This is a genomic window from Pseudoalteromonas sp. OF5H-5, from assembly GCF_021530695.1.
Taxonomy (GTDB): domain Bacteria; phylum Pseudomonadota; class Gammaproteobacteria; order Enterobacterales; family Alteromonadaceae; genus Pseudoalteromonas.
The window spans coordinates 1-13,099 of record NZ_JAKGBF010000034.1 but is presented as its reverse complement, the minus strand read 5'-3'; the positions used below and the strand labels follow the sequence as shown (position 1 = coordinate 13,099).

Here is a 13,099-nt window from a genome sequence, read left to right as displayed (position 1 = left end):
CGCAGGCAAAAAGCGCTATTCAGTACACACTATCACTATTTTAGATGCCTGCCGCGAAGGACTTTACCAGCGTATTTGCCAGCGCCAACGTAAAACGTGGACGCAAGAAGCCGAAAGCAAATGGATTGATGACTTACTGAAAGACACCGCCAGCGAAGAAGACGCGCGCGAAGAGTACTTTTGTGAACCCAAAAAAGGCGGTGGTGCCTACATTGGCCGCACCTTGATTGAAGCAGCGATGGTGAACACCATCCCAATTTTACGCCTTGAAGCCCCTAGCGATTTTATGAGCTGGCCTGAAGCCAGACGTCAACAGTTTATTGATGACTGGATAGCCGAGCAGTTAGACCCTGAACTGAACAAACTTAACCCCGAGCTAAACCACAGCTTTGGGGAAGACTTCGCCCGCCGTGGCGATTTATCGGTGTTTGTGCCTCTCGAAATCAGTAAAGCATTGGCTAAGCGCGTGCCGTTCGTGGTTGAGCTAACCAACTTAACTTACGATGCCCAGCGTTACATTATGCTTTACCTCACCCAGCGCTTACCGCGTTTACAAGGTTTAGCGTTTGACGCCACGGGTAACGGTGGCTACTTGGCCGAAGCCGCAGCACTGCATTACGGCACAGAAATGGTTGAGCAAGTCATGCTTAACGACAATTGGTACAGGGAGTGGATGCCCAAGCTAAAAGCCGAGTTTGAAGACCAAAACATACTGATCCCTAAGCACCAAGACATCTTGGGCGACATGCAAAAAATCTCGGTGCGTAACGGCACCCCAAAAATTGATAAAGGTTCTGACAAAGGCAGTGACGGCCGCCAGCGCCACGGCGACTTTGCAGTGGGTTTAGCCATGGCCAATCGCGCCAGTTGGATGGATGGCAGCGCCATTGAGTTTACGCCACTCCCAGACCGCCACGGCAACCACACTAGCCAATTTAACTATGACGACCTCGGCGCTTATCGCGGTCAAGGTTGTTGGTGAGGTAATTATGATTGTAGATATGTATGGCCAACCACTGAAAGCCAGCACGCTTAAGCATCAGCAAACTGAAGACAACTCCCAAATTGCTATGTTGCTTAAGCAGTACGCCGAACACCCGACCCAAGGGCTAACCCCTGCCAAATTAGCTAGCCTGCTAAAAGAAGCAGAAGAAGGCAACCTAGCTGCAATGGCTGACTTAGCCAAAGACATTGAAGACAAAGACGGCCACGTTACCTGTGAATTAGGTAAGCGTAGGCGCGCGGTGTTGGGCTTTGAATGGCGCATTAAACCACCGCGCAACGCCACGCCGGAAGAAAAGCGCGACGCTGATATGCTTGCCGAAGTGTTGGAGGATGCAACGTGGTTTACCGATTTTTTATTTGACCTTACAGATGCCATGCTAAAAGGCTTTAGCTGCAACGAGTTAAAGTGGGATTACATCGAGAAACAACAGCTTATTACTGGCTACACCTTCCGCGACCAAAACATCTTTAAAACCAGCCCAACTGATTTTAACCGGATTGTACTCAATGATGGTAAAGACGAAGGCGAGCAATTAAACCCATTTGGTTGGGCGCTGCATATCCATAAAAGCAAAAGCGGCTACGTACACCGCGCTGGGCTTTTATCTGTGCTCAGTTGGCCGTTCTTGTTTAAGAATTACAGCGTACGCGACTTAGCCGAGTTTTTAGAGATTTATGGCTTACCTGTGCGAGTGGGCAAATACCCCAGTGGCGCAACAGATGCAGAGAAAGCCACGCTTCTGCGCGCAGTTATGGCAATTGGCCATAACGCGGGCGGTATCATTCCAAGAGGAATGGAAATCGATTTTCAAAGTGCAGCGAATGGCCAGGCTGACCCTTTCGAAAGCATGATTAGGTGGTGTGAACTCACCCAATCAAAAACCATTTTAGGTGGTACGCTTACAACACAAGCCGATGGCAAAACCAGTACCAATGCACTAGGCAGTGTGCACCAGGATGTGAAAGCAGACATCACACTCAGCGACTTAAATCAGCTCGAACAAACGATTAACCGTGATGTGATTTACCCCATGTATGCGCTAAACGGCAAATCGTACAAAGGCAATCGCCGGTTGCCACGTTTTGAGTTTGATACCTCGACTAGTGATGAAATGCGCGATCTAGCTTATCCGCTGCGCTCGCTTGTGAGCCTTGGAATGCAGATCCCTAAAACATGGGTGCATGAGCGTTTGAACATACCTGAGCCAAGCGAAGGCGAAGCGGTGTTGGAAGTGCCAAGCGAGCCGATGCCTGGCAATAACACCGCTGCACTCAATACAGCGATGGCCGCACTTAATGCGGAATACCAAACACGCAGCACACAAACAGAGCTAGATACTGCCATTGATGCAATCACCAGTGGCGATATGCGCGAAGAGTACAAAGCCACGCTTCAGCCACTGCTAGACAAACTTAACCAAAGTGAGGAACTGGCAGCTATTGAGCTTGCCGAGCTTTATCCAACAATCGACCAAGGCCAACTAACCGAAATGCTCACCAAGCTGATTTTTGTGAGTGAGATTTGGGGCATGATCAATGATTGATCTCAGTATTGCTTTTAATAAACCGCCTGCGGATGCTGTTGCTTACTTTAAAGCTAAAGGTTATGCGGTAAGCGATGAATGGCACGATGTACTGACTGCGGCGCATGCCAAAGCTTTTACCGTAGCACGGGTGCAAAGCATGGAAGTGCTAGAGGCGATACGTAAAAAAGTAGACTCCGCTATTGCTGAGGGTTTAACTGCAAAACAATTTAGAGAGCAGCTAACGCCTGAGCTGCAAAAGCTTGGTTGGTGGGGAAAAACCAAGAATGAGCAAGGTGATAGCGTTCAACTGGGTAGCCCCTATCGCTTAAATAATATTTACCGCACCAATCTACAAACTGCCTATATGAGTGGCCGCTATCGCCGCATGTTGGCTCGCAGTAAAACGCATCCGTATTGGCAATATGTTGCTATTGATGATGCACAAACACGGCCTGAACATAAACTGCTGCATGGCAAGGTCTTTCGGTTTGACGACCCCATTTGGCAAACCATATACCCACCCAATGGCTGGGGTTGCCGCTGTCGCGTTCGTGCGCTCACGGCAGAGCAAGTAAAAGCGCGTGGCTTAACCGTGGAGGATGGCAGCGGCTATGTACAGCAATTTGATGCAGAGATTGTGAGTCGCGAATCCGGCGAAGTTAAAACCACTGAGCACGCTAGGATTAAACTGCCTAGTGGTGATGTGATGACGCCAGATGTGGGCTGGGCCTATTCGCCTGGTCAATCAGCCTTTGGCACCGATGTGGCCGTGGCACAGAAGCTAGGTAAGGTCGAAGACGTACAGCTACGTGCTGAGACTATCCAAGCATTAAATAATAGTGATGAACGGGGCAAGGCTTTTGAGCTATGGACGCGTAAAAGTATTGAGCGCATAGAGCAATATCAAGCAGCTAAGCTTGCTGGCGATACTACTGTGCTTAGAGCGTTTGGCCCACGGCCGCAACATAAAACGGTGGTGTCATTTCTCAATGATGACATTAGCCAAAAGCTTAAAGATAAGGGCATTGATGCGAGTAGAACGCTGGTATTGTCTGAGCGTGCGCTGGCCCATGCCCATAGTGAAAAACACAAAGCCAGTGGCCAAGCACTTGAGCTAAACGAGTATATCAACCTAAGCAAATGGATTAACCAGAGCGGCGCGAGCGTATTGTGGGAACCTGAGCGAAGTGAAGTACTGTACGTAATAAGCCAAGGTGAGCAAGCTATTAAGGTGATTGTTCGCTTTGACAGCAACAGCGACACACTAATTAATGTGTTTAAAGTCGACAGCGGTGATATTGAAGGTGGCATTAAAGGGGGAAACTATGAGGTGTGGCGGTAGGATGAGACTCGAACTCATATCATATATGCAGCGCATATAACCGTTACCCATTGGAAACACTACCACCACTGGTAATTATTACCCAACAACTCGGTGATTACAATATGACCACTAGAATTGAAATACTCACAAGCGGTGATGCAACCACAGTACTTAGCGAGATTGCAGCCAGGTTTAACGACCTGAGCGACCCAATGAACGAGATAGCCGCCATCATGGAAAGCGCAACGGAAGATGCTTTTGCTGAAGAGCGCAGCCCAGTAACAGGCGAGGCATGGCCAGCGCTTAGTGAAAACTACCTAAAACAAAACCCCAAACGTGTTGGCGGGCAAATGCTGCAAGTGAGCGCTGGCGGCTTAGCATCAAGCATTGCCGCAGACAGCGGCGCGTTTTGGGCGCAGATTAGTAGTAACAAACCGTATGCCGCCATACAAAATCTTGGAGGATTGCCAGAAATGGCTCCTGGCCCAGCTGCCATTCCACAGCGTGAGTATTTAGGAATAAGCCTCAATGAAGAAACTAATATTTTGGACACTCTCAGCAACTATTTTACCGAAAACTAAAAGACGCCTCAGACGCCCTCTGAGGCGTCTTTACATGTTCAAGTCTAGCGTTGGGTGTTGTGTAGTGTAATATGGTCGTTAAAGGCGTTTCGAAACGTTTCTGAGAGTCTTAAACAATAATATTCTGAAAGGAAAAAGCTTTGTACGACGGTATAGACCAACTCATCGAAGAAAACCCAATACTGTGGCGCTATATGTCGCTAGATAAGTTCATACATTTAGTCAGTTCACAAACCTTGTTTTTCAGTGGAATTGGAAATTTCATTGCTTCTGATCCATCAGAAGGATTACTGCCTCTACCAGTTCAAAAAATTCTTTTGGATGAGCTTCAAAATGCCGTCTTATTGACGTCTCCGGCTCAACTAACCGAACAAGCAAAATCCATAATACGAAAGTACAGCAGAATTAACCTGAAGTGTATAATGCGAAGCTGGGCAATATCATGCTGGCATATGAATACTGGAGAGTCGGAAGCTATGTGGCGACTTTACTCAGATACAAACAAAGGTGTTGCTATACAAACCGACTTTCGCTCACTCATGAAATCGTTACAAGTCGGAAATAGAGATATTCTCGATGACATTTTTTTTGAAAAAGTAAGTTATATAGATTTAAGTGCTCATGAATTCCCTGAAATAAGAGCGGATGTAAATTCAATAAAGCCTGTTTTCAAGTCACAGAGTTTTAAGCATGAAAATGAATTTAGATTATTTAAAAAAAATAATGCTTACACTTCAGGTATAAAATCTGAAGAGGAAGGAGGAGTTGAAAAGCTTTTAGAAAAATTGGACAGGGAGCTGGAACCTTTTAGCAAAGAGAACTTTACCACCCACTGCTCGACTGACGAGCTCATCAAAAAGGTTGTAATATCTCCTTATACGGGTGAACCTTTCGACTACGCAGTAAATGCGGTGTGTCAACAATTTGGAGTTAAGGCCGCGTTGTCTAAATCAACGCTATTTAACGAATACTTATCTGACTAATAGATTTATTAACCCAGTTTAAAATACACTTCCAGCCCTAATCCACATACTGGCACCAAGACAAACGTTTTAGTGCCAGAGTATGCCAAACACCACAACACAAAATATTGGCTTAGCCATATGTAATTTAGCTACTTTGCCTAATGAGCGAGGTGTCAGTGAGCGCGTATTGATTATTCCTGATGGAGAGTTTCAAAGCGCCGACGGCCGCCCCTTTGATGTACCAAGCCGTAAGTGGCTCATGGATGCCACTGCATTTGACTCACTCTCGCTTGCTGCAACTACCCGCACCAAAGACTTTTTGTTTGATTACGACCACCAAACTTTGCACAAAGAAAAAAATGGTCAGCCCGCACCCGCGTCAGGCTGGTTTAAGTCTGATGCGCTGGAATATGTGCCTGGTGAAGGCGTTTACGCCAGAAGCGTTGAATGGACTAAAAATGCGTATGCCGCGTTAACCGCGAAAGAATACCGTTATGTCAGCCCTGTTTTTCTTTACGACAAGCAAACAGGTCGCCCCCTTGTACTACTCCACGTTGCTTTAACCAATGACCCTGCCTTAACGGGGCTTGATGAAGTGGCAGTTTTGAACTCCCAGTACCTATTAAACAACACAGGAACCAACCCAATGAACGAAGCCCAACAGCTACTCGCTGCGCTTGGCATTACCGTGGACGGTGATGTTACCAGCGAGCATATCGAAAAAGGCAAAGCGGCCATTACCGAGCTAAAAAGCAAGGCCGATGGCGCAAATGATAAAGACGCACAAATTGCTGCCTTGAACACGCAAATTCAACAAGCATCGTCGAGTGTGGACTTAACCCAATTTGTGCCAGTTGATGTACACAATGCACTACGTGGCGAACTGGCCGCACTCAATAGCCAACACCAAGGCGTGACTATTGAAACCGCTATTGATAAAGCCAAGGCCGATGGCCGCGTGATTGCTGCCGAGATTGATTACCTCACGCAGCTTGGTGAGCAAAATGGCCTTGCCGCCCTCAATGCGGTGTTAGATAGCCGCCAACCTATTGCAGCGCTAAACGCTCAGCAGTCCAAACCAACCCCAACACCATCACAGGACAAAACAGGCGTTGCCGCTTTGTCTGCCGAGGATAAATACGCGGCTGACCAACTGGGTATCAGCTACAAAGATTACGCAGCACTGAAAGAGGAAGACCAGTAATGGCGATTATTACTCCCGCATTATTAACCAGCCTACAAGTTGGGTTTAAAAAGAACTTTCAAAATGGCTTAGACGAGGCGAAGCCGTCGTTTACGCAAATTGCCACGGTGATACCCTCAAGCACCAAAAGCAACACCTATGGCTGGTTAGGTAAATTTCCTTCACTGCAAAAATGGGTGGGCGACCGCCAATTGCAATCGATGAAAGCACACGCCTACAGCATTGTAAATGACGACTGGGAAGCCTCTATCAGTGTTGACCGTAACGACATTGAGGACGACGAACTGGGCATTTACGCACCACTGATGCAAGAAATGGGGCGCAGCGCAGCCATTCACCCGGATGAAGTGTGTTATCCGTTGTTAGCCTCAGGCTTTACGACGTTGTGTTACGACGGCCAAAACTACTTTGATACCGACCACCCCGTGTATGAAAAAGTAGATGGCTCCGGCGCGGTTGAAAGCGTCGCCAATATGGCTACGGATGGCGCATACACTGGCCCCGCTTGGTATGTGCTCGACACCTCAAAAGTACTTAAACCGATTATTTTCCAAGAGCGCAAAAAGCCGCAGTTTACGTCGATGACCAAACTGGATGACGAAGCGGTGTTTACCAGCAAGCTATTCAGATACGGCACCGATTGTCGCGATGCAGCGGGCTTTAGTTTTTGGCAACTCGCCTTCGGTAACAATCGTGAACTGAATGCCGACAACCTGTGGGATGCCATTACGAAAATGCGCGAATTTAAAGCCGATGGCGGCCGCAAGCTAGGCATTCGCCCAACCACCTTAGTTGTGCCACCAGGCCTTGAAAAAGTCGCCACGCGCTTACTTGAACGCGAACTCGATGCCAACAGCTCGAACGAGTTAAAAAACCGTTTAACGCTGGTTGTTGCCGACTACCTCTAATACCTGTGCCCCTGCGTGGGGCCAACCCATAGGATGAAAAATGAAATGGCTGAACCGACTATTTACCCTGTGCGCATTATCTCTCAGCAACCTGATGGCTACCGCCGCGCCAGTATTACCCTCAAGCGTGGCGTTAACGAACACCACGTTACCGAGCCTCAGCTTGAAGCGCTTAAAAAAGATACACGCCTTGCGGTGCAAGTTGTGCAAGCAAGTGAAAGTGCAGCGACGCAATCACACTTGGAGTCAGGAAGTGTGGGCGGCGATGTAGCACTGGACTTGAGTCAAGCCCCTGAAGAACTGGCGCACATCATTGCGGCATTGTATGAGCTGAAGCCAACCAAAAAGCCCAACGTGGATGAGTTGGCGTTTGAAGTGGATGGCGTTAATGGCGAGCAAAAACCCTCAGCCGCTGAGCGAGATGAAGCATGGGCCTGGTATCAAACGCATGTTGTGAGCGTGGAGCAATAAGCCATGACCTACGCTGCCGCTGAAGACATGCAAAACCGTTTTAACCACCAAGACTTGGTGCTGCTCACTGAGCGTGAGCAAAGCACACCAGGTGAAGTAGATATGGTGGTACTCACTCAAGCATTAGAAGACGCTAGCGCTGAGATAAACGCTTATCTCTCTGGTCGTTACATGCTGCCACTTAGCATTGTACCCACGGCATTGGTGCGCATTTGTTGTGATATTGCCCGCTACTTTTTAAGTGGTGATAACGCGCCAGAGCATATTCACCAACGCTACATGGATGCAGTGAAGTTTTTAAAAGCGGTGAATGCAGGCACAGTGTCGCTGGGTATCGATAGTCAAGGTGATAAAGCGGAGACTAACGACACCGCCGTGATGGAATCAGCAGGCAGCGTATTTGCTCGCAGTAAAGCCAAGGGGTTCATCTGATGTTTGAAATTAAAGATGATTTTTTAGCAGCGGGCCAATTGTTAGAAACTGCCCTAAGTGCTGTGCCTGGCATACGCCACGTTAAGGCACTCGATGACCTAGCCGAGATAGACAAAACCAATCATACCCCGGCCTTGTATTACCTCTACTACGGCGAGCAGCTAGCAGAAACCGCGCACGCTGGAGCAAACACCCAGTTAAAACAAACCTGGTTAGTAATTCTAGCGGAACGAAAAGCCAGCAAAACCGCAGGCAAAAACATTGCCGCTACCATTCGTGCCATTGCCGGAAAAATGACTGGCGATGCTGGTCCTTGGCAGCGCGTTAACACCCCAATCAAACCAAGATACACCAGTGGCCATGCGTTTTATCCGCTGGCCTTTACCTGTCAAATGAAGTTTAAAGGAGCACTTACATGAGTGGCTTACTAGTAGCGGGCAATTTCTTTATTGACCGATTAAACCCACAAGGCCAAAGCCTCGGAATTTTTGGCCCTATCAATATGACCAAGCTCAGCATCAAAACCGAAGCTGAGACCAAGACCCGTGCATCTCGTAAAAAAGAGTCTTATGGCCAAGCATTAGATGACGTCAAGATTGCCAAGCCTGCTGAAGTGTCATGCGAGTTTGACGACCAACCCTCTGAGTTATTGGCAATGGCGCTGATGGGTAAAGTGGTTGATCTAAACGAGGCCAGCGGCACGGTAACAGATGTAGCAAAAACCTTGCCCGCCAATCAGGGCTGGCTAGAGCTTGGCCATAAGAACCTAGCCGCTGAAGGTCTTACAGTTAAGCAGGCAACGACCACACTCACGCTAGGAACTGATTTTGAGATCAACTATGCACTGGGTTTGATCCGCTCTGTCAAAGGCGGCGAAGTAGATGCAGGTGGCAGCATTACCGTGAGCTATCAACACAATGCGCGAAGCGGTAAGACCATCCAAGGTGGCATTGAATCACAAGTTCGAGCACGTATTTTTGGTGAGGGAACCAACCTTGCCAACGGTAAAGCCATTGAGCTTGAAGTATACGACGTATCACTGATGCCAGATAAAGAAATCGACTTTGCAGCCAGTGAGTTTGTGAGCGGTGGCCTAGCGGGTACAGCCAAGCTGCCAGCAGGTAAAGCAACCCCATTCACCTATACCGAATTAGACGCATAGCTCCCGTTGGGGCCTCGGCCCCTTTTTACTATTTCAAACCTCTTTTCAAACTGAGTAAATGGCATGGCAGATAAAACACTCCAGCTCGCATTACGAATAGTGGCTCAAGCCACTGGTAAGCAAAACCTTGAACAGTTAGTTGCTGAGCTGCGCCGTATTGAGCAAAGCGCAGATGATGCTGCACCTGCCACAGACCAACTCAGCCAGAATTTAGATGAGACGGCCCAAGCTGCAAAGCAAACGAGTAAGCAATCAACTGAGCTTGCCGATGACTTAGCGTCGTCAACTACCGCTAGCACTAAACTGGGTGAATCACTTAGAGACGTCGCAAATAAAGCGAAAACCACTGCGAGTAATACGCAAGCACTGAGCGATGATTTAAACCAGGTCGGCACAGCTACAACGAACGCGAGCCAAAAAGCAGGCGTGCTTGCGGATGTCATAGACGACCTTGGCAACCAGCAGGAACTTATCCGCGCTTTTGAGCGCTCCAAGCGAGAGCTTGAAGAACAAGAAATTGCCACGGCTGCTGCGGCCCATGCGCTAGACCAATTACAAAAACAAGCACAAGACACCACCAAACCATTTGTAGAGCTTGCCCGAGGTATAGACCTTGCAGAGCGCGACTTGCAGCAAATGCGGGCTGAGCTGACGCAGCAAACCACCAAACACAATGCACTGCAACAAGAGCTAAAACGAACTGGACTCGATACCAACAACCTAAGCATTGCCAAACGCAACTTGGCTGGACGCTTTAATCAAGCTGGTAAAGCCGTTGATGGATTTACACAAGACCTAAAGCAAGGCAGTGCTGCCCAACAAGCGCATGCAGAAAGCCTGGGTAACGTCGCTAGTCAAATCGCGGCGGTTGCTGCTGCCTACTTTGGGTTAGACCAAGTTGGCCAAGCCGTGCGCTCCGTGTTTGAAACGGGCGATAAGTTTGAAAAGCTCCAGGTGCAAATGAATGGCCTCATGGGCAGCATTGCCCAAGGTGAAAAGGCCAGCGCCTGGATAACTGAATTTACTAAAAATACACCGCTTCAGCTCGGTGAAGTATCACAAGCATTTGTGAAGCTCAAGGCATTCGGCCTCGACCCAATGGACGGCACGCTGCAATCCATCACAGACAGTGCTTTAAAGCTCGGTGGTAGTTATCAGGAAGTTGAAGGGATTTCTTTGGCACTTGGCCAAGCCTGGGCTAAACAGAAACTGCAAGGTGAAGAGATTTTGCAGCTAGTTGAACGTGGTATTCCTGTATGGGATATGCTGCAAACGGTCACGGGTAAGAACGTACAGGAACTGCAGAAGCTATCAAGCGCAGGCCAGCTAGGCCGTGACGTTATCAAACAGCTGATTGACGAAATGGGCAGAACCAGCACAGGCAGTGCGGCTGCACAAATGGCACTATTTAGCGGCCAGGTCTCTAACGCCAAAGACAATCTGGAACAGTTTTATAACCTCATTGCTAAGTCTGGTGCAATGGATTGGCTCAAGGGCCAGATTGGTGATTTAAACAAAGAGTTCGCAGCAATGGCAGCCGATGGCCGATTGCAAGAATGGGCGCAGTCAATCAGCGACACCATCGTGGCAACCGGCACAGCTATCAAAGACACCATAAGCACCTTATATGAATACCGCGAAGAAATAGGATTTGTAGCCAAAGCGTGGCTCGCCCTTAAAATCGGCTCTTATTTTAGTAGTGTTGTGGCAGGTGCAGTGAGTGCCACCCGGGCATTTGTTACCTATAGAGCCGCCGTAACCGCAGCGACAACAGCCACCAATGCTGCGACCGTTGCTGCAAACCGCTGGCGCAATGTGGCTGGTGTGATTGCCCGAGGCGGTGTGTATTTAGCGCTAACCAATGAGGTTATTAACCTGATTGGTGAGTATCAAAATTTAAAAGTTGCTGAAGCAGGCGTTGCGGAAAGTCAGCGTAATGCTGAGTTACAAGCTGCCAAGCTAAAAGGCGAGTTTGAAGTTATCAGTGCAACCACTGGCATACTGGTAACAAACCTAAAAGAGCTAGAGGCTGCCGTGGCTGCTGGCACGTTGGTGATGAACGAAACCACCGGAGCTTACGAAAACGCAGCACGAAAAGCGGAAGCGCTCGCCGAGGCCACTCGCATTGCTGCTGAAGAAGAGCGAAAAAGACAAGAATTACTTCGGCTCACCATACCTGAAGCACTGCGTGTGATCGAAACACTAGAGCAACAGTCGCAAAACCTAAATGGCGTGCGCGCTGGTGTTGATGGTTTTATCCAATCCATTGAGTCGGCACGTACCGCGCTCGCTGGTGCTGGGGCTGAGTATAGCCAGCAATTAGTATTACTGGACTCATTAAAAGCGAAGTTTGAATCTCATAACGAATCGCTAGAACGCCAAGCATATCTGACCAATGATGTAAAAAAAGCCTATAAAGAACTGGGCATAACCAGCGCCGACGCACTCACTCAAACGGCTACTAAATTACAAGGAGCGTTTGAACTACTCCAACAAAGCAATGAACCAGTTGCGATGCAGCAACAAGCCTTTTTGAAGTGGGCCAAAGCCGCCGTTGAAGCCGCCAACTCCACAGACCAAACTGTGCCTGCGTCTGTGCAAGCGGCAGCGGCCGCGCTGGGTTTAACTGCTGAATTGGATAAACTGGTTAACGCTGCTAACAAGCTCAAGCCCGCCACAGATGAAAATAGTACCGCTACAGCAAAGTTTGCCAGTGTGTTAGCCAGCACCCGCGCTGCAATGGAAAACAATAAAAAAATCCTAGACAGCTCTACAGCCTCAGCGGAGCAAAAAGCCAAAGCACAGGCGGCACTAAACCGTCAGACTGGATTGGTGGTCGAACAGGAAACCGATTTGGCGCGTGTGCGAGAGCTAGAAACTAAAAACCTGCAAGGGCTAAATGTTGAGCAGCGCAAACTTGAGCAAGAGCTTGAACAAGTTAATCAACAATACAAGATAGGTGCATTAACCGCTGAAGACTACCAACACAAAAAGGAGAGGATAAGTAACATCTTATCTGTGGTGAATGACCTACTCGGCGATTTTAAGAATACTCAGGATGCAGCAACGGATGCAACCAAGCGAGGAACCCGGGCAACTGAAGATGCAACAAAGGCCAATGAGCGGTCTCTAAAAAGCCTGCGCGAGCAAAAAGAAGAGTTAGAGCGTGTAAGCCAAAGCGCCAACCGTGCTGCAACCAGCATGAGTAACTACCAAAACCGCAACCGCCCAACTGTTGAGCAGATAGTGGACTATCAGGACGCGCACGAAACTGGGCGCGGTGCGGCATACCGCTTTGAAAGTGCAGAGGTCATTGCCGAGCGCGCCCGTCGCGAGCGCGAGAAAATGCAGCAGCAACAGTACGCGCAGTTTGAGCGTGCAATTAACGCGTCCACATCAACGTCAGAGCTATCCAAAATTTATGACCGGATATTTAAACAGCTCGTTTATATCGATGGCGAACAAAAGCGCGCATTGCGAGATTTAATTGACCGCCAGCGTGAATCGCTCAAACAAGTTGC

11 protein-coding genes and 1 pseudogene are annotated in these 13,099 nt (G+C 48.6%); all 12 read left to right on the top strand.

Going from position 1 to position 13,099, the window contains the following annotated elements; all coding sequences use genetic code 11:
- Positions 1 to 982, top strand: a pseudogene (locus L1271_RS24215) (hypothetical protein); the annotation flags it as partial.
- Positions 942 to 2,549 (top strand): DUF935 domain-containing protein, encoded by a 1,608-nt coding sequence (locus L1271_RS24210; RefSeq protein ID WP_235369005.1) that lies wholly within the window; start codon positions 942 to 944, stop codon positions 2,547 to 2,549. The pseudogene L1271_RS24215 and the gene L1271_RS24210, both read left to right, overlap by 41 nt.
- A complete protein-coding gene (locus tag L1271_RS24205; RefSeq protein ID WP_235369004.1) occupies positions 2,542 to 3,873 on the top strand; it encodes a phage head morphogenesis protein in 1,332 nt (443 codons plus the stop codon). The genes L1271_RS24210 and L1271_RS24205 overlap by 8 nt, the downstream gene beginning before the upstream one ends.
- A gap of 104 nt (positions 3,874 to 3,977) precedes the next feature.
- Entirely contained in the window at positions 3,978 to 4,436 is a 459-nt protein-coding gene (locus L1271_RS24200; RefSeq protein WP_235369003.1) for a phage virion morphogenesis protein, read from the top strand.
- Between the two features lie 140 nt (positions 4,437 to 4,576).
- Positions 4,577 to 5,419 (top strand): DUF2971 domain-containing protein, encoded by an 843-nt coding sequence (locus tag L1271_RS24195; RefSeq protein WP_235369002.1) that lies wholly within the window; start codon positions 4,577 to 4,579, stop codon positions 5,417 to 5,419.
- An 82-nt stretch (positions 5,420 to 5,501) separates the two neighbouring features.
- On the top strand, positions 5,502 to 6,605 hold the full coding sequence (locus tag L1271_RS24190) for a phage protease (protein ID WP_235369001.1): 1,104 nt from the start codon (positions 5,502 to 5,504) through the stop codon (positions 6,603 to 6,605).
- Positions 6,605 to 7,513 (top strand): Mu-like prophage major head subunit gpT family protein, encoded by a 909-nt coding sequence (locus L1271_RS24185; protein WP_235369000.1) that lies wholly within the window; start codon positions 6,605 to 6,607, stop codon positions 7,511 to 7,513. Before L1271_RS24190 ends, L1271_RS24185 begins: the two co-directional genes overlap by 1 nt.
- A gap of 45 nt (positions 7,514 to 7,558) precedes the next feature.
- Complete coding sequence (locus tag L1271_RS24180; protein ID WP_235368999.1) at positions 7,559 to 7,984, top strand: HI1506-related protein; 426 nt, start codon at positions 7,559 to 7,561, stop codon at positions 7,982 to 7,984.
- Positions 7,985 to 7,987: 3 nt separating this feature from the next.
- A complete protein-coding gene (locus L1271_RS24175) occupies positions 7,988 to 8,416 on the top strand; it encodes a gp436 family protein (RefSeq protein ID WP_235368998.1) in 429 nt (142 codons plus the stop codon).
- The gene (locus L1271_RS24170) at positions 8,416 to 8,835 is read left to right on the top strand and encodes a phage tail terminator protein (RefSeq protein WP_235368997.1); all 420 of its coding nucleotides are present in this window, start codon (positions 8,416 to 8,418) and stop codon (positions 8,833 to 8,835) included. The genes L1271_RS24175 and L1271_RS24170 overlap by 1 nt, the downstream gene beginning before the upstream one ends.
- A complete protein-coding gene (locus L1271_RS24165) occupies positions 8,832 to 9,578 on the top strand; it encodes a DUF4815 domain-containing protein (RefSeq protein ID WP_235368996.1) in 747 nt (248 codons plus the stop codon). The genes L1271_RS24170 and L1271_RS24165 overlap by 4 nt, the downstream gene beginning before the upstream one ends.
- Positions 9,579 to 9,641: 63 nt before the next feature.
- Positions 9,642 to 13,099: tape measure protein (locus tag L1271_RS24160; RefSeq protein WP_235368995.1), on the top strand; the 3,458-nt coding region annotated here is incomplete at its 3' end.

Excerpts from the sequence above, each read along its gene's own strand:
- L1271_RS24210 (WP_235369005.1), top strand. The coding sequence starts at position 942 with ATGACGACCTCGGCGCTTATCGCGGTCAAGGTTGTTGGTGAGGTAATT.
- L1271_RS24205 (WP_235369004.1), top strand. The coding sequence starts at position 2,542 with ATGATTGATCTCAGTATTGCTTTTAATAAACCGCCTGCGGATGCTGTT.
- L1271_RS24200 (WP_235369003.1), top strand. The coding sequence starts at position 3,978 with ATGACCACTAGAATTGAAATACTCACAAGCGGTGATGCAACCACAGTA.
- L1271_RS24190 (WP_235369001.1), top strand. The coding sequence starts at position 5,502 with ATGCCAAACACCACAACACAAAATATTGGCTTAGCCATATGTAATTTA.
- L1271_RS24185 (WP_235369000.1), top strand. The coding sequence starts at position 6,605 with ATGGCGATTATTACTCCCGCATTATTAACCAGCCTACAAGTTGGGTTT.
- L1271_RS24180 (WP_235368999.1), top strand. The coding sequence starts at position 7,559 with ATGGCTGAACCGACTATTTACCCTGTGCGCATTATCTCTCAGCAACCT.
- L1271_RS24175 (WP_235368998.1), top strand. The coding sequence starts at position 7,988 with ATGACCTACGCTGCCGCTGAAGACATGCAAAACCGTTTTAACCACCAA.
- L1271_RS24170 (WP_235368997.1), top strand. The coding sequence starts at position 8,416 with ATGTTTGAAATTAAAGATGATTTTTTAGCAGCGGGCCAATTGTTAGAA.
- L1271_RS24165 (WP_235368996.1), top strand. The coding sequence starts at position 8,832 with ATGAGTGGCTTACTAGTAGCGGGCAATTTCTTTATTGACCGATTAAAC.